Raw genomic sequence first — 19,269 nt, forward strand, 5'->3', positions numbered from 1 at the left:
CGTCCCGTCCGGGTCCCCACCCGGATGCCCCGCCGGAAGGAACATAAGTCCGAATTATTGAAACTGGAACAGATGGGTCGGGCTTCTGCGGAAATTCTCAGACTGGGGGCTTATCCGCTCATCCCGCGACGTCCCGGCCCTCCCGGGGCGGCGCCGTGCTGCTGCGCACCTCCAGGCTGGTGGCCAGCTCCACGCGGGTCGCCGTCGAGGAGCGGTCCTCCCGCCCGAGGTCCAGGACCAGCCGCGCCGCCGCCTCGGCCATCTCCATCAGCGGCTGCCGTACGGTCGTCAGCGGCGGCCCCACCCAGCGGGCCACCGGCAGGTCGTCGAACCCGACCACGCTCAGGTCGTGCGGGATGCGCAGCCCCAGCTCACGCGCCGCCTCGTACAGGCCCAGCGCCTGGAGGTCGTTGCCGGCGAAGACGGCGGTCGGGCGGTCCGGGCGGCGCAGCAGTTCGAGACCCTGCCGGTAGCCGGCCTCGTGGTGGAAGTCGCCGGTCACGATCAGGCCGGGGTCGACCGGCAGCCCCGCCGTCTCCAGGGCGGCCCGGTAGCCGTCGACGCGGGCGCGGCTGCACATCATGCGGGTGGGTCCGCTGATGGCGCCGATGCGGGTGTGTCCGAGGTCGACCAGGTGCCGGGTGGCCGCGAGGCCGCCCTGCCAGTTGGTGGCGCCGATGGACGGCACGTCGGCGCCCGGGTCGCCGGCCGGGTCCATCACCACGAACGGGATGGAGCGGCTGGTGAGCAGGGCCCGCTGGGACTCGTCGAGGCCGGACAGGACCAGGATCACGCCGTGCGGGCGGCGCGCGGCGACCTGGTCGGCCCAGGTCCGGCCGGGTGTGAGGCGGCCCGCGCTCTCGGAGAGCACGACACTGAGCCCGGCGTCCCTGGCCACGTTCTCCACGCCGCGGATGACCTCCATCGCCCAGGCGCTCTCCAGCTCGTGGAAGACCAGGTCGATCAGGGGCGAGCGGGTGGACTCGGCCCGCCTGCGCCGGTAGCCGTGGGTGCGCAGCAGCTCCTCGACGCGGGCGCGGGTCGACGGGGCGACGTCGGCGCGGCCGTTGAGCACCTTCGAAACAGTCGGCGCCGACACACCGGCCTCACGCGCGATCTCGGCGAGGGTCGCGGTCTGGGCGGACCGCTTTTGCGTCCGGGTTTCAGCGGGCTGCGGGGATGTCATGGCGGCGATCGTAACCCCATGAGGCCACCTGACGAAGGGGGCGGCGAACCGACGACCTTCGGAACATTCGGCACAGACGCCGAATCATTCGCCCCGCAGGTCGTCGTCCTCGACCGACTCGAACCGCCAGCGGTGCACCGCCCGCGTCACCAGATTCCCGTCCGGTTCGGGCAGTTCCGGGAGTGCGGCGTCGTACCCGGCGTCCCACCAGGTGATGACGAGGACGCGGTCCTGCGGGGCGCGCAGGGTCTCCCGGCGCAGCGGCCGCCGGGGCAGCTCCTGCCGCCGGGCCCAGGCCAGCAGCTCCCCGCCCCGGCCGGGCACGGCCCGCGCCTCCCACATCAGCGCGACGGTCACGAGTAGAGGTTCTCCTTGCTGACCTCGTGCACGTGGTCGTGGCCGTGCGGGTGACCGTGCGGGTGGCCCTGTCCCGGCACGTGCGGCTCCGTCACCGGCAGGGAGGAGTCCGCGGAGAGGTCCCAGTCGGAGGCGGCCCGGTTCCGGGCGACCATCTCGGCGCCGAGGGCGGCGACCATCGCGCCGTTGTCCGTGCACAGCTTGGGGCGCGGCACCCGCAGCCGGATCCCGGCCGCCTCGCAACGCTCCTGGGCCAGTGCCCGCAGCCGCGAGTTGGCGGCCACGCCGCCGCCGATCATCAGGTGGTCGACGCCCTCGTCCTTGCAGGCCCGCACCGCCTTGCGGGTCAGCACGTCCACGACCGCCTCCTGGAAGGAGGCCGACACGTCACGCACCGGCACCTCCTCCCCCGCCGCCCGCTTCGCCTCGATCCAGCGGGCCACGGCCGTCTTCAGGCCGGAGAAGGAGAAGTCGTACGCCGCGTCGCGCGGACCGGTCAGACCGCGCGGGAAGGCGATGGCATTCGGGTCGCCCTCGCGCGCGTACCGGTCGATGACCGGGCCGCCGGGGAAGCCCAGGTTCAGCACGCGGGCGATCTTGTCGAAGGCCTCACCGGCCGCGTCGTCGATGGTGGCGCCGAGCGGGCGGACGTCCGAGGTGATGTCCGTGGACAGGAGCAGCGAGGAGTGCCCGCCCGAGACCAGCAGCGCCATCGTCGGCTCGGGCAGCGCGCCGTGTTCGAGCTGGTCGACGCAGATGTGCGAGGCGAGGTGGTTCACGCCGTAGAGCGGCTTGCCCAGCGCGTAGGCGTACGCCTTGGCCGCCGAGACGCCGACCAGCAGGGCACCCGCGAGGCCGGGTCCCGCGGTGACGGCGATGCCGTCGAGGTCGCGGGCGCTCACCCCCGCCTCCTTGAGGGCGCGGTCGATGGTCGGCACCATCGCCTCCAGGTGGGCGCGGCTGGCCACCTCCGGCACGACGCCGCCGAAGCGGGCGTGCTCGTCGACGCTGGACGCGACGGCGTCGGCCAGCAGGGTGGTGCCGCGCACGACACCGACGCCGGTCTCGTCGCAGGAGGTCTCGATCCCCAGGACGAGAGGCTCGTCGCGTGAGTCAGCCATGGTTCTCGGTTCCTCGTTCGGTTCCCGGTACGGAGGTGGACGGGTCGGTCAGGCGCATCACCAGGGCGTCCACGTTCCCCGGCTGGTAGTAGCCGCGTCTGAAGCCGATGGGTTCGAAGCCGAAGCGCTCGTACAGCCGCTGGGCGCGGGTGTTGTCCACCCGGCACTCGAGCAGCACCTCGGTGCACTCGAAGTCGGTCGCCGCGCGCAGCAGCTCGGTCAGCAGCCGCGCGCCGAGACCGGTGCCCCAGTGGTCGCGGGCGACGGCGATGGTCTGCACGTCGGCCTGCTCGCCGGAGGTGACCAGGCCCGCGTAGCCGACGACGTGGCCGTCCTCCTCGGCGACCAGGTAGCGCCGGGTCGCCCCGGGCCCGCGCGCGTGCGCCAGCTCGGACCAGAACATCCCCCGCGACCAGGCGTCCTCGGGGAACAGCTCGCGCTCCATGCGGAGCACGGGGTCGATGTCCCACCAGCGCATCTCGCGCAGCGCGGCGGGTGCGGACTCGGCGGTGGCTGGCTCGGTCACTTCGGGGTGACCACCTTGTAGTTCTTGGGGACCTGGGCGTCGGGCCGGCGCAGGTACAGCGGCCGGGGCGCGGGCAGCTCCTCCCCCGCCGCCAGCTTCTCGGCGGCCAGCCGGGCCAGCGCGGCGGCGGACACGTGCTCCGGCTCGTGGGCCCGGGGGAAGGTGTCCGGGTAGAGCAGCGCGCCCGCGCCGACGGCCGGGAGCCCGGCCACCTGCCCGGCGATGTCGGCGGGCCGGTCCACGGCCGGGCCGGTGAGCCGGGTGCGGGAGTCGGCGTACCGCGCCCAGTAGACCTCCTTGCGGCGGGCGTCGGTCGCCACCACGAAGGGGCCCTCCAGGTCGGCGGCGAACGCGAGACCGTCCAGTGTGCACACGCCGTGCACGGGCACGCCGAGCGCGAGCCCGAAGGCGTCCGCGGTCATCAGGCCGACCCGCAGCCCGGTGTACGGGCCGGGGCCGATGCCGGCGACGACGGCGGTGACGGCGTCGAGCCGCAGCCCGGCCTCCGCGAGCACCCGGTCCACGGCGGGCAGCAGCAGCTCACCGTGCCGGCGCGCGTCGACCTGGCTCGACGAGGCGATGACGTCCGTACCGTCGTGCAGCGCGACGGTCACGGCGGGCGTGGCGGTATCCAGAGCGAGCAAGAGCACGCAAACAGCCTACGGCGCCGCGGGGCCCGCGTCGGACGCCCTGTGGACAACCCGGGGACACCCGCCGGGCCCGGCACGGCCGCCCCGTGTCGCACAACGCGTTCACCCGCTCACGTACTGCTACCGTCGCCCGGGGCGCGGCGCGCAGGACGCACCCGCAGGACGCACGCGTACGACGACGAGGTGGTCGCCAGTGGCAAGCAGAAGCGCCGGTATCGTCACCGGCCTCACCACGGCGGCCCTCGTGACCATCGGCGTCCTGGCCCACCAGGCCTCCGACAGCGTCCCCGCCGGCCTCGACCGGACCCACGCGACCACCAGCCCCGCCCCGGGCGCCGCCAAGGCACCGCGCGACCGGCGGCATCCGGACGCGCTGCCGGCCATGTCCGGACAGGGTGAACGGGTGGTGTACTCGGTGGACGACGACCGCGTGTGGCTGGTCGGCCCGGGGAACAGGGTGCGGCGCACCTTCGAGGTCACGCCCAGCACGGTCGATCCGGCGCCGGGCGCCTACACGGTCACCTCCCGGTCCAACCGGATCACCGGGTCCGACGGCATCCCGGTCGAGCACGTGGTGCGCTTCACCGGCGCCCAGGGCGTGGCCATCGGGTTCAGCGCGGCGGTCGACGGCTCGACGGCCGCGCCCGACCCGGACCGGCCCACCGGCGGCATCCGCGAGTCGCGCGCGGACGGCGACGCGATGTGGAAGTTCGCGACGATCGGACGGCAGGTCGTCGTCGTCCCCTGACGACGCCGCGCGGCAGGTGCGGCTGCCCGCGGGCGTCAGGCGGCCTCGCGGTGGCTCTGCCGGCCCTGCTGGCCCTGCTGGCTCTGCCGGTCCTGCCGGCCCTGCTGGTCGCGGACCGGACCGCGGGCCTCCGGCTCGGGGGCGCGGGGCGGCGTCGAGACCGCCCTCGCGGCGGCGCAGGAGGCGAGCAGGTCGCGCATCGACACCCCGGCGGGCGCGGGCGGCAGGTGGCGCGGGCGGCCCTGCGGCTGGGCCTGGGACACGGACGACATGGACGCCTCCTGAAGCTCGGGGGCGGGCGCAGTAAGGCATGCCTAACTACGAGCCGAGTACCATGTGACCACGCGCAAGACCCGGAACGCAATCTTTTGCCGACGCTTTGTCGGAAAATCCGGCGGGCGGACCGCTCCGGGGCGGTTCAGCCGGCGAGGACGCTCACGTCGGCCGTGGCCCACCGCTCGCCCAGGCCGGTCACCGTCACGTGCCGCACCTCGTCCGCGGTGTCGCCGACGGCCCGGTCGATCCGGAGCCGCAGCCGGTCCTCGGTCAGCTCCTCGACCTTGCCCTCGCCCCACTCGACCACGATCACCGAGTCGGACAGGGACACGTCGAGGTCGAGGTCCTCCATCTCGTCGAGGCCGCCGGAGAGCCGGTAGGCGTCCACGTGGACGAGCGGCGGTCCGTCACCGAGCGAGGGGTGCACGCGGGCGATCACGAAGGTCGGGGAGGTCACGGCGCCCCGCACGCCGAGCCCCTCGCCGAGACCGCGGGTCAGCGTCGTCTTGCCCGCGCCCAGCTCCCCGCTGAGCATCACCAGGTCACCGGCGCGCAGCAGCTTGGCGAGCCTGCGGCCCAGTTCCCGCATCTGCTCGGGCGAGGTGACGGTGATCTCGACGTCGGCGGCGGGCCCTGAGGCTCCGGGGCGTCCGGACGACTCAGCCGGGCCCTGTGCTGCTGGTGCTTCCATAACCGTCCACGGTAGTCGCTGCCGGCACGGCGCCCGCGCGGGCGAGCAGGTCGGCGAGGCGGTCGGTGACCAGCTCCGGGTGCTCCAGCATCACCAGGTGCCCCGCGTCGGGGACCAGCACCAGCTCGGCGTCCGGCAGCAGGTCGGCGATCGCCTCGCTGTGCTCGCTCGGCGTCACCAGGTCCCGCACCCCGGCCAGGACCAGGACCGGAAGGCCCGCGAAGTGGGCGAGGGCCTCGGTCTTGTCGTGGTCGTTGAAGGCCGGGTAGTACTCGGCGACGACGTCGATCGGCGTCGACTCGATCATCCGCTCGGCGAACCGGGCCACGGCCGGGTCGACGTCCCGGGAGGCGAACGAGTACCGCTTGATGATCCCGGCGAACAGGTCCGCCGTCGCCCGCCGCCCCCGCTCCACCAGCTCGGCCCGCTGCCCCAGCGCCCTGAGCACGCCCGGCAGCACCCGCCGCACCGCGTTGACCCCGGCCACCGGCAGCCCGAAGTTGACCTCGCCGAGCCGCCCCGACGACGTGCCGACGAGAGCGACGCCGACGACGCGCTCGCGGACCAGGTCCGGAAAGGCGTCGGCCAGCGCCATCACGGTCATGCCGCCCATGGAGTGGCCGACCAGCACGATCGGGCCCTCGGGCGCGGCCGCGTCGATGACGGCCTTGAGGTCGCGGCCCAGTTCCTCGATGCTGACCGGCCGGTCGTCCCGCGTCTGGGCCACGCCCCGCCCGGACCGGCCGTGGCTGCGCTGGTCCCAGTAGACGGAGCGGACGACGCCCCTGAGGGCCGCCCGCTGGAAGTGCCAGGAGTCCTGGTTGAGGCAGTAGCCGTGGCTGAAGACGACGGTGACGGGTGCGGGCGCCTTGCGGCCGAACAGCCGCCTGCGGCGCGGGGCGGGGTCGGCCCCGGCCTCCGGGTCGAGGTCGTCGACCTCGTAGTACAGCTCGGTGCCGTCCTCGGCGTACGCCTTGCCGGGCGTGCCGCGCAGTCCGCCGTAGGGGCCCGTCGAGTCGAGGGCGAGGCGGGCCTTCTGGCGCATCCCGCGGCCGACGGTGAGCCGTTCTATCGCCACGCCGGCCGCGGCGCCCGCCGCGACCACGCCTATCGCGACCCCGGCGATGCCGGTCGCCCGGCGCCAGCCGCCGGCGGCGGCCTCGGTGGCGGCCTCCGTGGCGGAGGCGACGGCCGCCGCGACGGCCTCCGCGTTGCTCTCGCTCACGTGCACCGCTCCTCTTCGCCGGGCCGTGCGGACGCCCGCCGGCCACTGATTCACCTGAACGCGCGGCCCCCGCGCGTCACGCCGCCGACGGGGGCGTCACTCGTCGGCCGCCATGCGCCGACCGTCATCCGTCCGTTCGCCGACCGTCATTCGCTGAGCGTCATTCGTTGACGTAGACGCGCGGGACCCGGCTTCCGATCCGGGTGACGATCTCGTACGCGATGGTGCCCGCCGCCTGGGCCCAGTCCTCGGCGGTGGGCTCGCCGCGGTCGCCCGGTCCGAACAGCACCGCCTCGGCGCCCGGCTCGGGCCGGTCCCCGCCCAGGTCGACGACGAACTGGTCCATCGCGATCCGCCCCGCGACCGTGCGCCACTTGCCGTCGACCAGCACGGGGCCGCTGGAGGAGGCGTGCCGGGGGATGCCGTCCGCGTAGCCGAGCGGGACGAGGCCGAGGGTGGTCTCGCCGGGGGTGGTGTAGTGGTGCCCGTAGCTGACGCCGTGGCCGCCGGGGACCTGCTTGACCAGGGCCAGCGAGGCGGCCAGCGTCATCACGGGGCGCAGCCCGAAGTCGGCCGGGGTGCCGATCTCGGGGCTCGGTGAGACGCCGTACATCGCGATGCCGGGCCGGACGAGGTCGAAGTGGGCGTCGGGGAGGGTGAGGGTGGCCGGCGAGTTGGCGATGTGCCGCACCTCGGGACGCAGGCCCCGCTGCTCGGCGTAGGCCGTCATCTCCCGGAAACGGGTGAGCTGGGCGGCGATGGAGGGGTGGCCGGGCTCGTCGGCGCAGGCGAAGTGGGACCAGAGCCCGGTGACCCTCAGCAGCCCCTCCTCCTCGGCCCGCAGCGCGGCCCCGACCAGCCGCTCCCAGTCCGCGCCGGGCTGGCAGCCGCCCCGCCCGAGCCCGGTGTCGGCCTTGAGCTGCACGCGCGCGGGCACCCCGGCCGCCCGGGCCGCCCCGGTGACCTCCTCCATGGCCCACATCGCGCTGACGGACACGTCGAGACGGGCCTCGACCGCCTCCCGCCAGGGCCCGCCGGGCGTCCACAGCCAGCACATGATCCGTACGTCGTCCGGCAGGCCTGGCTCCGCCGCGCGCAGGGCGAGGGCCTCCTGCGGGGTGGCGGTGCCGAGCCAGGTCGCACCGGCCGCGACGGCCGCACGGGCGCAGGGGATCGCGCCGTGGCCGTAGGCGTCCGCCTTGACGACGGCCATGAGAGCCGCCCCGGGGGCCCGTTCGCGCAGTGCGCGTACGTTGGCCCGCAGGGCGGCCAGGTCGATCTCGGCCCGGGCGCGCAGTACCGCGTCCGCGTCCCGCCGAGCAGTTGTCTCGCTCATCGTGCCCCCAGTCTCTCAGAGCACCCGGCCGCCCCGGCCGCACGGCGCCCGGCAGTGGCTGTGGCCTGCGGCTCTGGCCGTGGACTGTGGCCGTGGCCCGTCGCTGTGGCTGTGGCTGTGGCTAGGGTTTCCGGCATGAGCATCATCGGGGTCGGGATCGACGTGGCCGAGGTCGAGCGGTTCGGAGCAGCGCTGGAGCGCACACCGGCCCTGGCGGGGCGGCTGTTCCTGGAGAGCGAGTTGCTGCTGCCCGGCGGGGAGCGCCGGGGCGTGGCCTCGCTCGCCGCCCGGTTCGCGGCGAAGGAGGCGCTGGCCAAGGCGCTGGGCGCACCGGCGGGGCTGTTGTGGACGGACGCCGAGGTGTGGGTCGAGGCCGGCGGGCGGCCGCGGCTGCGGGTCACGGGGACGGTGGCGGCGCGGGCGGCGGAGCTGGGCGTGGCGTCGTGGCACGTGTCGCTGAGCCACGACGCGGGGATCGCGTCGGCGGTGGTGATCGCGGAGGGATAGGGCCGGACAGGTCCTGGCCCCCGGGGGTCAGCCGGCGGTCGGCCGGACCCGGATGTGCATGCGTTCGCCCTGCGCGCCGTACAGGGCGATCCACTCGACGGGCTGGTCCCCGGCGTTCGCGATGCCGTGCGGGACGCGGGTGTCGAACTCCGCCGTCTCCCCGGCCGTCAGGACCAGATCGTGCTCGCCGAGGGCGAGGAGCAGACGGCCGGAGAGCACGTAGAGCCACTCGTGGCCCTCGTGCGACCCCTGTTCCGGGCGCGGTGTCCACTCGGTGCGCGGGGTGGCCGGGGCGGGGAGGATCTGCTTGTAGGCGTGCAGGCCGTCGTTGGGGTTCCGGGTGAGCGGGACCCAGGTCTGTCCGTGCCGGGTGAAGGGGCGGGGATGGACGCGGGGGTCGCCGGTGCGCGAGCCGACGAGTTCGTCCAGGGGCAGCCGGTGCGCGCGGGCCAGCGGCAGCAGGTGCCGCAGCCCCGGCTCGCGCTGTCCCGACTCCAGCCGGGACAGGGTGCTCACGGAGATGCCGGTGGCCGCGGCGAGCTGGGCCAGCGTGAGCCCGCGGGCCTGCCGGATGGCGCGCAGGCGGGCCCCGAGCGAGGTCATCACCTGTGCCGTCTCGTCGTCGCCGCCGCTCATGGGACCACTGTCCCCCATCGCGGATTCCGGGGAGCGGCGGGCCGTGCGTGTTCCCGGCGTACGGGGAAGACTCGACGGCATGCGGACTGCGTACAGCGTGGAAACGGTCAGGAACGCCGAGCGGGAACTGATGGCACGGCTGCCGGAGGGGGCGCTGATGCAACGGGCCGCGGCCGGGCTGGCCGCCGCCTGCGCCCAGGTGCTGGCCCGGGTGGCCGGGCGGGTCTACGGCAGCCGGGTGGTGCTGCTGGTCGGCAGCGGCGACAACGGCGGCGACGCCCTGTACGCGGGCGCGCGGCTGGCCCGGCGGGGCGCGGGCGTGACGGCGGTGCTGCTCGCGCCGGACCGGGCGCACGGCGGCGGTCTGACGGCGCTGCGGCGCGCGGGCGGACGGGTCGCGGAGGGCGGGGCCGCCGGTTCCGCCGAGGAGTTGATCGCGCGGGCCGATCTGGTCCTCGACGGCATCGTCGGGATCGGCGGCAGCGGCGGGCTGCGCAAGGAGGCCGTTCCGCTGGCGGACGCGGCCGCGCGGTCCCGGGCCGCCGTCGTCGCCGTCGACCTGCCGAGCGGGGTCGAGGCGGACACGGGCCGGGTGCGGGGGGACGTGGTCAGGGCCGACCTGACGGTGACGTTCGGGACGCACAAGCCGGGGCTGCTGATCGATCCGGCGCGGGAGTACGCGGGGTCGGTGCGGCTGGTGGACATCGGTCTGCCGCTGCCCGGCGAGGCGGCCGAGCTGGAGGCGTTGCAGCACCCGGACGTGGCCCGCCTGCTGCCGGTCCCGGCGGGCGAGAGCGACAAGTACCGGCGCGGAGTGGTGGGCATCGCCGCCGGGTCGGCCCGCTACCCCGGCGCGGCCGTACTCGCCGTCGCGGGCGCGCTGCGGGGCGGGGCCGGGGCGGTGCGGTACGTCGGTCCGGCGGGGGACGCGGTGATCGCCCGCTTCCCGGAGACGCTCGTGTCCGACCAGGGGCCGAAGCGGGCCGGGCGGGTGCAGGCGTGGGTGGTCGGACCGGGTGCCGGTGACGACGCGGCGACGGTGGCTCAGGTGCTGGCCGCGGAGGTACCGGTGCTGATCGACGCGGACGGCCTGCGGCTGGCCGACGCGGACGCGGTACGGGCGCGCACGGCACCGACGCTGATGACCCCGCACGCCGGGGAGGCGGCGGCGCTGCTCGGGGTGGGCCGGGAGGAGGTCGAGGCGGCCCGGCTGGACTCGGTGCGCGAACTGGCGGCGCGGTACGGGGCGACGGTGCTGCTGAAGGGCTCGACGACGCTGGTGGCCCGTGCCAAGGGCGGTCCCGTCCGGGTCAACGCGACGGGGACGTCGTGGCTCGCCACGGCCGGGAGCGGGGACGTGCTGTCCGGCCTGGCGGGGTCGTTGCTGGCGGCGGGCCTGTCGGCGGTGGACGCGGGGAGCGTCGGCGCGTACCTGCACGGTCTGGCGGGCCGCTTCGCGGCGGAGGGGGCCCCGGCGGGGGCGCACGACGTGGCGGCGGCGATTCCGCGGGCCTGGCGGGACGTGCGCGGGGACTGAACCGGGACTCCGGGCGCGGGCCTCGCTCGCCGGTACGGTGATCGCATGGCCCTCGAACCGGACCCGCCCCCTCCCTCCCCGCCCCCTCCCTCCCCGCACCCTTCCTCCCCGCCCTCTTCCTCCCCGCCCTCTTCCTCCCCGTCCCCGCCCGTCCCCGCCCCGCCCGTCCCCGGCCTCGGCTCGCTCCCCAGGGCCGAGTTCGGCTTCCCCGGGCCCCTGCGCGACCGGCTCGTCGCGGCGGTCCTGGACGGCTCGAAGACCTCCACGACCGGGCTCGTCGCCGACTACGAGCACGAGGGCGAACCGCTGCCGGAGGCCGGACGCCGCGAGGTGGTCGTCGACTCGCGCGAACGCCCCGTCGCCGTCATCGAGGTGACGGAGGTGCGCGTAGTCCCGCTGGCCGAGGTGGACCTCGCCCACGCGGTCGACGAGGGCGAGGGGGACACGAGCGTGGCCGGGTGGCGGGCGGGCCACGAACGGTTCTGGCACGGCGCGGAGATGCGCGCGGCGCTCGGCGACCCGGGCTTCACGGTGGACGACGCGACACCGGTGGTCCTGGAACGCTTCCGGGTCGTCACCCTGCTGCCCGCGCCCGGCGGCTGAGGAACCGCCGCCGGGCGCGCCGGGCAGTCCTACTCCACCGTCACCGACTTCGCCAGGTTCCGCGGCTGGTCGACCTCGTTGCCGCGGGCCGTGGCCAGTTCGCAGGCGAAGACCTGCAACGGCACCGTGGCCACCAGGGGTTGCAGCAGCGTCGGGGTGACCGGGATCCGGACGAGGTGGTCGGCGTAGGGGACGACCGCCTCGTCGCCCTCCTCGGCGATGACGATGGTGCGGGCGCCGCGGGCGCGGATCTCCTGGATGTTGGACACGATCTTGTCGTGCAGGACCGAGCGCCCGCGCGGGGACGGCACCACCACCACGACCGGCAGGTCCTCCTCGATCAGCGCGATCGGCCCGTGCTTCAGCTCGCCCGCCGCGAAGCCCTCGGCGTGCATGTACGCCAGCTCCTTGAGCTTGAGGGCGCCTTCGAGGGCGACGGGGTGGCCGACGTGCCGGCCGAGGAAGAGCACCGTGTTCTTGTGGGCGAGGGAGCGGGCCAGTTCGCGCACCGGGTCCATGGTCCCCAGGACCCGTTCGACCGCGCCGGAGATGCCGGACAGGTCGCGGACGACGTCGCCGATCTCGTCGCCGTACTTCGTGCCGCGCACCTGGCCCAGGTAGAGGGCGACCAGGTAGCAGGCCACGAGCTGGGTGAGGAAGGCCTTGGTGGAGGCGACGGCGACCTCGGGGCCCGCGTGGGTGTAGAGCACGGCGTCGGACTCGCGGGGGATGGTCGAGCCGTTGGTGTTGCAGATCGCGAGGACCCTGGCGCCCTGCTCACGGGCGTGGCGCAGGGCCATGAGGGTGTCCATGGTCTCGCCGGACTGGGAGATCGCGACGACCAGGGTCTGCTGGTCGAGGATCGGGTCGCGGTAGCGGAACTCGCTGGCCAGCTCCACCTCGCAGGGGATCCGCGTCCAGTGCTCGATGGCGTACTTGGCGATCAGCCCGGCGTGGAAGGCCGTACCGCAGGCGACGACGACGACCTTGTCGACCTCCCGGAGCACCCCCGGCGGGATGCGCACCTCGTCCAGGCTCAGCGTGCCGGAGCCGTCGATGCGGCCGAGGAGGGTGTCGGCGACGGCCTTCGGCTGCTCGGCGATCTCCTTGAGCATGAAGGAGGCGTAGCCGCACTTCTCGGCGGCCGAGGCGTCCCAGTCGACGTGGTAGGAGCGGACGTCAGCCGGGGAGCCGTCGAAGCCGGTGACCCGCACGCCGTCCCGGCGCAGTTCGACGACCTGGTCCTGGCCCAGCTCGACGGCGTCCCGGGTGTGGGCGATGAAGGCCGCGACGTCCGAGGCGAGGAAGTACTCGCCCTCCCCCACCCCCACCACGAGCGGCGAGTTGCGGCGCGCGCCCACCACCACGTCCGGCGCGTCCGCGTGCACCGCGACCAGGGTGAACGCGCCCTCCAGGCGGCCGCACACCAGCCGCATCGCCTCGGCGAGGTCGGCGCAGGCCGAGTACTCCTCGGCGAGCAGGTGGGCGACGACCTCGGTGTCGGTCTCGGAGGGCAGTTCGTGGCCGCGCTCCGCCAGCTCGGCCCGCAGCGGCGCGAAGTTCTCGATGATGCCGTTGTGGACGACGGCCACCCGGCCCGCGTTGTCGAGGTGCGGGTGGGCGTTGGCGTCGGTGGGGCCGCCGTGGGTGGCCCAGCGGGTGTGGCCGATGCCGGTGGCGGCGGCCGGCAGCGGGTGTTCGGACAGTTCCTTGTCGAGGTTGACGAGCTTGCCGGCCCGCTTGGCGGTGGCGAGGCCGCCGTCCGCGAGCACGGCGACGCCCGCCGAGTCGTATCCCCGGTATTCGAGCCGCTTCAGTCCGGCCATCACGACATCGAGTGCCGACTGAGGCCCTACGTATCCCACGATTCCGCACATAAGCGGCAGCCTACGAGCAGGAACGGCCGCGCGGCGGCCGCAGAGCGGGCATCCTGTGCCCGATATCGGAAATTCCCACCGGGGTACGAACGCCGTCCGCGGGCCGGACGTCAGCCGAGCTTGGCGACCTGCGCGTCGACGACCTCGGCGGGGACCTCGAATTCCGCGCCGGTCATCATCGAGGAGAGGTTCACGGCGCCGAAGGTGGCGAGGGTGGCGCCCTTGCGGACCACGACGAGCTTCATGAGGCCGCTGCTGTCCCCGCCGGTGGCCACACCGATGTTGACGGTGAGCCCCTCGTCCCCGCCCTTGGGGGCTTCCGCCCCGCTCACCTCGGTGACCTGCATCTTGTCGCTGCCCACGGTGGCGACGAAGCCGCCCGCGCACTTCTCGACGGCCGCCTTCAGACCCGCCACGGCCTGCTCGGCGCCGCCGTCCTCGTAGGAGGCGACGTTCAGCAGGATCTCGTTCACGTCGATGTCGGTCATGTCCTGGCCGTCCGGGCCCTTGCTCTCGGAGGGCGCCTCCGTCTGTCCCTGCCAGGAGCGCTGCACGTCCGCCGCCGGCTCGCCCTGGGCCACCGCGCCCTGGACGTAGACGAGCGGCAGGCAGGCCTTGTTGTCCGCCGAGATCTGGTCCTTGGCCACCTGGTCGTCCGCCGACAGTTCGGTGGCGACCTTGCCGTTCTTGACGTCGGCCTGGGCCAGGGCGACCTTCTCCAGTTCGGCGGCGGTCAGCGCCTTGCCCGCCGGCGCGGACTCTTCGGCACCCCCCGCCGGGGCGGACTGCTCCGTCTTGGCCGTCTCCTCCCCGGCCGCGCCGTCGTCGTCGGACGACCCGCCGCAGGCGGTGGCGAGCAGGGTCAGGGCGGCGGCGGAGGCCACGAGGGCGGTACGGCGGACAGCGGTCGAACTCACGGCGGCACTCTTTCGTCGGTTCGCTTCGGGGGATGTCGACTCGCGTCGGAATCCGTCGAGTCGCATCGGGGCCGGTGATGAGATCCGGCCGACTTTGCCCGCACCATACCTAGGCATTCGCACGTATGATCGATAATCGGCCATCCGAGATCCGACCGTGATCTCGCCGGGCTCCGCCGGAGCCCGACGGGCCGCGGCGGACCGGCCGACGTGACACAGCCCACCTGCCGCCCCGTTCGTCCTCCGTTAACAATGGACTGTGATCTCTCCGGTCCCCTCGATTCCCCGGAGCGCCCACCGGCAGCGGCCGGAGGCGACTCCCTACGTCGACCTCACCCGTCCCGAGTGGAGCGCGCTGCGCGACAAGACGCCGCTGCCGCTGACCGCCGAGGAGGTCGAGAAGCTGCGCGGCCTCGGCGACGTCATCGACCTCGACGAGGTGCGGGACATCTACCTCCCGCTCTCCCGGCTCCTCAACCTCTACGTCGGCGCCACCGACGGCCTGCGCGGCGCACTGAACACCTTCCTCGGCGAACAGGGCTCCCAGTCCGGCACCCCCTTCGTCATAGGGGTCGCCGGCTCGGTCGCGGTCGGCAAGTCCACCGTCGCCCGCCTGCTCCAGGCGCTGCTGTCCCGCTGGCCCGAGCACCCGCGCGTGGAGCTGGTCACCACCGACGGCTTCCTGCTGCCGACACGGGAGCTGGAGGCGCGCGGCCTGATGTCGCGGAAAGGTTTCCCCGAGTCGTACGACCGCCGGGCGCTCACCCGGTTCGTCGCCGACATCAAGGCGGGCAAGGCGGAGGTGACCGCCCCCGTCTACTCCCACCTCATCTACGACATCGTCCCGGACCAGCGGCTCGTCGTCCGCCGCCCCGACATCCTGATCGTCGAGGGCCTCAACGTGCTCCAGCCCGCGCTCCCCGGCAAGGACGGCCGCACCAGGGTCGGACTCGCCGACTACTTCGACTTCAGCGTGTACGTCGACGCGCGCACCGAGGACATCGAGCGCTGGTACCTCAACCGCTTCCGCAAGCTGCGCGCGACCGCCTTCCAGAACCCCTCCTCGTACTTCCGCAAGTACACGCAGGTGTCCGAGGAGGAGGCCCTCGACTACGCCCGCACCACCTGGCGCACCATCAACAAGCCCAACCTGGTGGAGAACGTGGCCCCCACCCGGGGCCGGGCCACCCTGGTGCTGCGCAAGGGCCCCGACCACAAGGTCCAGCGCCTGAGCCTGCGCAAGCTCTGAGGCGGGCGGTGTGCGGGACGAGCGGGACGAGCGGGGTCGGCGACGCGATAGAAATACCGGATGCTGCATCTGCGCCTGATCACCCCGGCCGACCGCACCGACGAGGTGGTCCGCCTGATCGACCGTACGGTCGGCACCACCCATCTCGTCGTCCTGCCGGGCGCCGCCCGGGAACCCGAGGGCGACGTCGTCATGTGCGACGTGGCCCGCGAGGCCGGTGACGAACTCATCAACGGCCTGCGGGGGTTGGGCATCGACAGGTGCGGCGCCATCACCGCCGAGAACATCGACCTGTCGCTGTCCGAGCGCGCCGACCAGGCGGAGCGGGACGCCCCCGGCGAGCCCGCGGACGCCGTGCTGTGGGAGCAGTTGGAGGAGGCGACGCACGAGGAGTCGACGCTCTCCATCACCTACGTCGCCTTCATCACGCTCGCCACGATGATCGCGGCCTGCGGTGTCGTCCTCGACAACGCGGTCCTGATCGTGGGCGCGATGGCGGTCGGCCCGGAGTTCGGCCCGCTGGCCGGGATCTGCACGGCGATCGTCCAGCGGGCCCCGCGGCTCGCCCTGCGCTCGGCGACCGCCCTGCTGGTGGGCTTCGCCGTGGCGATGGCGGTGACGGTGGGCTTCAGCTGGATCATGACCGAGTTCGGCCAGTTCAGCGAGGGCAAGCTGGAGGGCGAGCGCCCCAACACCGGCTTCGTCTACGCCCCCGACGCCTTCTCCTTCGTGGTGGCGGTCCTGGCCGGCATCGCGGGCACGCTGTCCCTCACCTCGGCGAAGTCCGGCGCCCTGGTGGGCGTCGCCATCTCCGTCACCACGGTCCCGGCGGCCGCGAACGCCGCCGTCGCCCTGAGCTTCGGCGACACCAACCAGACGGTGGGCTCCACCGAACAACTCCTGCTCAACCTGGCAGGCATCGTGGTCGCCGGGACCCTGACCCTGCTGGCGCAGAAGGCGTTGTGGGCGACCCAGCGCTCACGGCTGACGAAGCCGGAGAACTCCTGACGAACGGCCACCCCGGAGCGCCGGGCCGGGCCGACGCCCCAAGGGGAGCGGGGAACTGCGCGACAAGCCACTCCGAGCCCGCGGCCCGCACCACACAGAACCCCCACCACACGCCCGGCGTCGAGAACTAACCGAGCGCGGACTTCACCGAATCGGCCAACCGCCCCGCCACGGACCGGGCCTGCTCGATGTCCGCGGCCTCCACCATCACCCGCACCAGCGGCTCGGTCCCCGAGGGACGCAGCAGCACCCGCCCGGTGCTCCCCAACTCCCGCTCGGCCTCGGCCACGGCGGTCGCCAGCTCGGCGGAGCTCGTCACCCGCGACTTGTCCACGTCCGGCACATTGACCAGCACCTGCGGCAGCCGCTCCATCACGGACGCGAGGTCCCGCAGCGTACGCCCGGTCTGCGCGACCCGCGCCGCCAGCATCAGGCCGGTCAGCGTGCCGTCACCCGTGGTGGCGTGGTCGAGGATGATGACGTGGCCGGACTGCTCGCCGCCGAGGGCGTAGCCGTGCTCCTTCATCTCCTCCAGGACGTACCGGTCGCCGACCCCGGTCTGCACGAACCGGATGCCCTCGCGCTCCATGGCGAGCTTGAAGCCCAGGTTGGACATGACGGTCGCGACGACGGTGTCCGAGCGCAGCGCCTCCCGCTCCCGCATCGCGAGCGCGAGCACGGCGAGGATCTGGTCGCCGTCGACCTCCGCACCGGTGTGGTCCACGGCCAGGCAGCGGTCCGCGTCGCCGTCGTGGGCGATGCCCAGGTCGGCGCCGTGCTCGACGACGGCGGCCTTGAGCAGGTCGAGGTGGGTGGAGCCGCAGCCGTCGTTGATGTTGAGGCCGTCGGGCACCGCGCCGATGGTGACCAGTTCGGCACCGGCCCGCGCGAACGCCTCCGGCGAGACCCGGGAGGCCGCGCCGTGCGCCTCGTCGAGGACGATCTTCAGTCCGTCGAGACGGTTCGGGAGGACACCGACGAGGTGGGCGACGTACTGGTCGAGCCCCTCGTCGTAGTCCCGGACGCGGCCGACGCCGGAGCCGGTCGGGCGGTCCCAGGGGGCGCCGGTGCGGTGGTCGGCGTAGACGGACTCGATGCGGTCCTCCAGCTCGTCGGCGAGCTTGTGGCCGCCGCGGGCGAAGAACTTGATGCCGTTGTCGGGCATGGCGTTGTGGCTGGCGGACAGCATCACGCCGAGGTCGGCGCCGAGCGCGCCGGTGAGGTGGGCCACCGCGGGCGTCGGCAGGACGCCGACCCGCAGCACGTCCACACCGGCGCTGGCGAGGCCCGCGACCACCGCGGCCTCCAGGAACTCCCCGGAGGCACGTGGGTCCCGGCCGACCACCGCGGTCGCCCGGTGCCCGGCGAAGGTACCCGCCTCGGCCAGTACGTGCGCCGCGGCGACGGAGAGGCCCAGCGCCAGCTCGGCCGTCAGATCCGCGTTGGCGACGCCGCGCACGCCGTCCGTGCCGAAGAGTCGTCCCACTTGTCCTCCTGAGGAAACGTCAATTCCGGAAGCGGCTGCCGATGAGTCGGCCCACGCAGTCGGCTCCCGAAGACTCGGGCACACAGCGCCCGGCCATCGATCACATAAGCCTTAGAACGTCTTGTGCCGTTATACGCCCAACGGCAGGGATAAACGAATGCCCCGGCAGCACAGTGGCGTGCCGCCGGGGCGTTCGGAGTACAGCCTGTACCAGCCGGTACGACTTAGCGCTTGCTGTACTGCGGGGCCTTGCGGGCCTTCTTCAGACCGGCCTTCTTGCGCTCGACCGCACGGTCGTCACGCTTGAGGTAACCGGCCTTCTTGAGCGCGCCGCGGTTGTTGTCCACGTCGGCCTCGTTCAGCGCGCGGGCGACACCGAGACGGAGCGCACCGGCCTGACCGGAGACGCCGCCGCCGGAGATGCGGGCGATGACGTCGTAGCGGTTGTCCAGCTCGAGCACCTTGAAGGGCTCGTTGACTTCCTGCTGGTGCACCTTGTTCGGGAAGTAGTCCTCGAGCGTGCGCCCGTTGACCTTCCACTTGCCGGTGCCCGGGACGATCCGAACGCGGGCGATGGCGTTCTTGCGACGGCCCAGGCCGGCGGCCGGCTGCGGCTCGCCGAACGCGGAGGCCATGGACTCCGAGGTGTACTCGCCCTCGACGGGCACCTCGGACTCGGTGGTGTAGCTGTCGATGTCGATCTCTTCGAGCGGCTGCTCGGGAGTGGTCTCGGCCACGATGCTCCTCAGATTCTCTTCAGTCTTAAAGGGTGGCCGGAACTACTGCGCGACCTGGGTGATCTCGAACGGCTGCGGCTGCTGCGCGCCGTGCGGGTGCTGGTCACCCTTGTAGACCTTCAGCTTCGAGAGCATCTGACGGCCCAGGGAGTTCTTCGGGAGCATGCCCTTGATGGCCTTCTCGACGGCCTTCTCCGGGTTCTTGTCCAGGAGCTCGTCGTAGCGCACGGAGCGCAGACCGCCCGGGTAGCCGGAGTGGCGGTACGCCATCTTCTGGGTCCGCTTGTTGCCGGAGAGGTGCACCTTGTCGGCGTTGATGATGATGACGAAGTCACCGGTGTCGACGTGGGGCGCGTAGATCGGCTTGTGCTTGCCGCGCAGGATGGAGGCCGCAGTGGTGGCCAGACGACCCAGGACGACGTCCTGGGCGTCGATGACGTGCCACTGGCGCGTCACATCGCCGGGCTTGGGGCTGTACGTACGCACGGTTCGTAGCCTTCGCTTCTTCAGTGAGTGGTCCTGACATGGTCACCGAAGACGATCACGACAGCCCTGACCGCACCGCGGTGACGCATACCGCGTGCAGGTCGCTGGTC

The 19,269-nt window shown here is 73.4% G+C and carries 21 protein-coding genes; 6 read left to right on the top strand and 15 right to left on the bottom strand.

Annotated features, from left to right (window positions below; translation table 11 throughout):
* Window positions 1-118: 118 nt before the first annotated feature.
* From R2E43_RS14755 to tsaB, 5 genes are all read right to left on the bottom strand, one after another.
* The gene (locus R2E43_RS14755; RefSeq protein WP_011029843.1) at window positions 119-1,186 is read right to left on the bottom strand and encodes a LacI family DNA-binding transcriptional regulator; all 1,068 of its coding nucleotides are present in this window, start codon (window positions 1,184-1,186) and stop codon (window positions 119-121) included.
* A gap of 84 nt (window positions 1,187-1,270) precedes the next feature.
* Window positions 1,271-1,543 carry a hypothetical protein gene (locus tag R2E43_RS14760; protein ID WP_011029842.1) on the bottom strand — a complete coding sequence of 91 codons (273 nt, stop codon included), beginning with the start codon at window positions 1,541-1,543 and terminating at the stop codon, window positions 1,271-1,273.
* Window positions 1,540-2,664, bottom strand: a complete 1,125-nt coding sequence (tsaD, locus tag R2E43_RS14765) for a tRNA (adenosine(37)-N6)-threonylcarbamoyltransferase complex transferase subunit TsaD (RefSeq protein WP_011029841.1) — start codon at window positions 2,662-2,664, stop codon at window positions 1,540-1,542. The genes R2E43_RS14760 and tsaD overlap by 4 nt, the downstream gene beginning before the upstream one ends.
* On the bottom strand, window positions 2,657-3,190 hold the full coding sequence (rimI, locus tag R2E43_RS14770) for a ribosomal protein S18-alanine N-acetyltransferase (protein WP_011029840.1): 534 nt from the start codon (window positions 3,188-3,190) through the stop codon (window positions 2,657-2,659). Before rimI ends, tsaD begins: the two co-directional genes overlap by 8 nt.
* Window positions 3,187-3,840 (bottom strand): tRNA (adenosine(37)-N6)-threonylcarbamoyltransferase complex dimerization subunit type 1 TsaB, encoded by a 654-nt coding sequence (gene tsaB, locus R2E43_RS14775; RefSeq protein ID WP_332056273.1) that lies wholly within the window; start codon window positions 3,838-3,840, stop codon window positions 3,187-3,189. The genes rimI and tsaB overlap by 4 nt, the downstream gene beginning before the upstream one ends.
* A gap of 193 nt (window positions 3,841-4,033) precedes the next feature.
* Here tsaB and R2E43_RS14780 point away from each other — a divergent pair, with 193 nt between their 5' ends.
* Window positions 4,034-4,588: a hypothetical protein gene (locus tag R2E43_RS14780; protein ID WP_003974224.1), complete on the top strand. Its 555-nt coding sequence runs from the start codon at window positions 4,034-4,036 to the stop codon at window positions 4,586-4,588.
* Window positions 4,589-4,623: 35 nt separating this feature from the next.
* Here the strand turns inward: R2E43_RS14780 and R2E43_RS14785 are convergent, their stop codons facing one another.
* The 4 genes from R2E43_RS14785 to alr all read right to left on the bottom strand — a co-directional run bounded on the left by R2E43_RS14785 (window position 4,624) and on the right by alr (window position 8,116).
* Window positions 4,624-4,860, bottom strand: coding sequence for a hypothetical protein (locus R2E43_RS14785; protein WP_332056274.1), 237 nt, complete (start codon window positions 4,858-4,860; stop codon window positions 4,624-4,626).
* A 146-nt stretch (window positions 4,861-5,006) separates the two neighbouring features.
* Complete coding sequence (gene tsaE / locus R2E43_RS14790) at window positions 5,007-5,555, bottom strand: tRNA (adenosine(37)-N6)-threonylcarbamoyltransferase complex ATPase subunit type 1 TsaE (protein ID WP_030867617.1); 549 nt, start codon at window positions 5,553-5,555, stop codon at window positions 5,007-5,009.
* Complete coding sequence (locus R2E43_RS14795) at window positions 5,524-6,780, bottom strand: alpha/beta fold hydrolase (RefSeq protein WP_016327056.1); 1,257 nt, start codon at window positions 6,778-6,780, stop codon at window positions 5,524-5,526. Before R2E43_RS14795 ends, tsaE begins: the two co-directional genes overlap by 32 nt.
* A gap of 160 nt (window positions 6,781-6,940) precedes the next feature.
* A complete protein-coding gene (gene alr / locus R2E43_RS14800) occupies window positions 6,941-8,116 on the bottom strand; it encodes an alanine racemase (protein ID WP_011029835.1) in 1,176 nt (391 codons plus the stop codon).
* Between the two features lie 135 nt (window positions 8,117-8,251).
* On the opposite strand from alr, the gene R2E43_RS14805 reads away from it, so the two are divergent.
* Window positions 8,252-8,623 carry a holo-ACP synthase gene (locus tag R2E43_RS14805; protein WP_003974229.1) on the top strand — a complete coding sequence of 124 codons (372 nt, stop codon included), beginning with the start codon at window positions 8,252-8,254 and terminating at the stop codon, window positions 8,621-8,623.
* A gap of 27 nt (window positions 8,624-8,650) precedes the next feature.
* Here the strand turns inward: R2E43_RS14805 and R2E43_RS14810 are convergent, their stop codons facing one another.
* Complete coding sequence (locus R2E43_RS14810) at window positions 8,651-9,259, bottom strand: helix-turn-helix domain-containing protein (RefSeq protein WP_016327055.1); 609 nt, start codon at window positions 9,257-9,259, stop codon at window positions 8,651-8,653.
* 79 nt (window positions 9,260-9,338) lie between these two features.
* On the opposite strand from R2E43_RS14810, the gene R2E43_RS14815 reads away from it, so the two are divergent.
* Together R2E43_RS14815 and R2E43_RS14820 are read left to right on the top strand one after the other, a co-directional pair.
* The gene (locus R2E43_RS14815) at window positions 9,339-10,796 is read left to right on the top strand and encodes an NAD(P)H-hydrate dehydratase (protein ID WP_193486599.1); all 1,458 of its coding nucleotides are present in this window, start codon (window positions 9,339-9,341) and stop codon (window positions 10,794-10,796) included.
* A 45-nt stretch (window positions 10,797-10,841) separates the two neighbouring features.
* On the top strand, window positions 10,842-11,399 hold the full coding sequence (locus R2E43_RS14820) for an ASCH domain-containing protein (RefSeq protein ID WP_136207484.1): 558 nt from the start codon (window positions 10,842-10,844) through the stop codon (window positions 11,397-11,399).
* A gap of 29 nt (window positions 11,400-11,428) precedes the next feature.
* Here the strand turns inward: R2E43_RS14820 and glmS are convergent, their stop codons facing one another.
* Window positions 11,429-13,276: a glutamine--fructose-6-phosphate transaminase (isomerizing) gene (gene glmS / locus R2E43_RS14825; protein WP_136207485.1), complete on the bottom strand. Its 1,848-nt coding sequence runs from the start codon at window positions 13,274-13,276 to the stop codon at window positions 11,429-11,431.
* 110 nt (window positions 13,277-13,386) lie between these two features.
* Entirely contained in the window at window positions 13,387-14,193 is an 807-nt protein-coding gene (locus R2E43_RS14830; RefSeq protein WP_003974234.1) for a hypothetical protein, read from the bottom strand.
* 259 nt (window positions 14,194-14,452) lie between these two features.
* On the opposite strand from R2E43_RS14830, the gene coaA reads away from it, so the two are divergent.
* The gene (gene coaA / locus R2E43_RS14835; RefSeq protein ID WP_003974235.1) at window positions 14,453-15,442 is read left to right on the top strand and encodes a type I pantothenate kinase; all 990 of its coding nucleotides are present in this window, start codon (window positions 14,453-14,455) and stop codon (window positions 15,440-15,442) included.
* Window positions 15,443-15,502: 60 nt separating this feature from the next.
* The gene (locus R2E43_RS14840; RefSeq protein WP_030867628.1) at window positions 15,503-16,450 is read left to right on the top strand and encodes a DUF389 domain-containing protein; all 948 of its coding nucleotides are present in this window, start codon (window positions 15,503-15,505) and stop codon (window positions 16,448-16,450) included.
* A 127-nt stretch (window positions 16,451-16,577) separates the two neighbouring features.
* Here the strand turns inward: R2E43_RS14840 and glmM are convergent, their stop codons facing one another.
* From glmM to rplM, 3 genes are all read right to left on the bottom strand, one after another.
* Entirely contained in the window at window positions 16,578-17,936 is a 1,359-nt protein-coding gene (gene glmM, locus R2E43_RS14845) for a phosphoglucosamine mutase (RefSeq protein ID WP_003974237.1), read from the bottom strand.
* Between the two features lie 224 nt (window positions 17,937-18,160).
* On the bottom strand, window positions 18,161-18,673 hold the full coding sequence (gene rpsI, locus R2E43_RS14850; protein ID WP_003974238.1) for a 30S ribosomal protein S9: 513 nt from the start codon (window positions 18,671-18,673) through the stop codon (window positions 18,161-18,163).
* Window positions 18,674-18,715: 42 nt separating this feature from the next.
* Entirely contained in the window at window positions 18,716-19,159 is a 444-nt protein-coding gene (gene rplM, locus R2E43_RS14855; protein WP_003974239.1) for a 50S ribosomal protein L13, read from the bottom strand.
* Between the last annotated feature and the right edge of the window lie 110 nt (window positions 19,160-19,269).

The organism is Streptomyces violaceoruber (genome assembly GCF_033406955.1).
GTDB lineage: Bacteria > Actinomycetota > Actinomycetes > Streptomycetales > Streptomycetaceae > Streptomyces > Streptomyces violaceoruber.

Coding starts and splice junctions, on each gene's coding strand:
- R2E43_RS14755 (WP_011029843.1), bottom strand. CDS start 1,186: ATGACATCCCCGCAGCCCGCTGAAACCCGGACGCAAAAGCGGTCCGCC.
- tsaD (WP_011029841.1), bottom strand. CDS start 2,664: ATGGCTGACTCACGCGACGAGCCTCTCGTCCTGGGGATCGAGACCTCC.
- R2E43_RS14785 (WP_332056274.1), bottom strand. CDS start 4,860: ATGTCGTCCGTGTCCCAGGCCCAGCCGCAGGGCCGCCCGCGCCACCTG.
- tsaE (WP_030867617.1), bottom strand. CDS start 5,555: ATGGAAGCACCAGCAGCACAGGGCCCGGCTGAGTCGTCCGGACGCCCC.
- alr (WP_011029835.1), bottom strand. CDS start 8,116: ATGAGCGAGACAACTGCTCGGCGGGACGCGGACGCGGTACTGCGCGCC.
- R2E43_RS14805 (WP_003974229.1), top strand. CDS start 8,252: ATGAGCATCATCGGGGTCGGGATCGACGTGGCCGAGGTCGAGCGGTTC.
- R2E43_RS14810 (WP_016327055.1), bottom strand. CDS start 9,259: ATGAGCGGCGGCGACGACGAGACGGCACAGGTGATGACCTCGCTCGGG.
- R2E43_RS14815 (WP_193486599.1), top strand. CDS start 9,339: ATGCGGACTGCGTACAGCGTGGAAACGGTCAGGAACGCCGAGCGGGAA.
- R2E43_RS14820 (WP_136207484.1), top strand. CDS start 10,842: ATGGCCCTCGAACCGGACCCGCCCCCTCCCTCCCCGCCCCCTCCCTCC.
- glmS (WP_136207485.1), bottom strand. CDS start 13,276: ATGTGCGGAATCGTGGGATACGTAGGGCCTCAGTCGGCACTCGATGTC.
- R2E43_RS14840 (WP_030867628.1), top strand. CDS start 15,503: ATGCTGCATCTGCGCCTGATCACCCCGGCCGACCGCACCGACGAGGTG.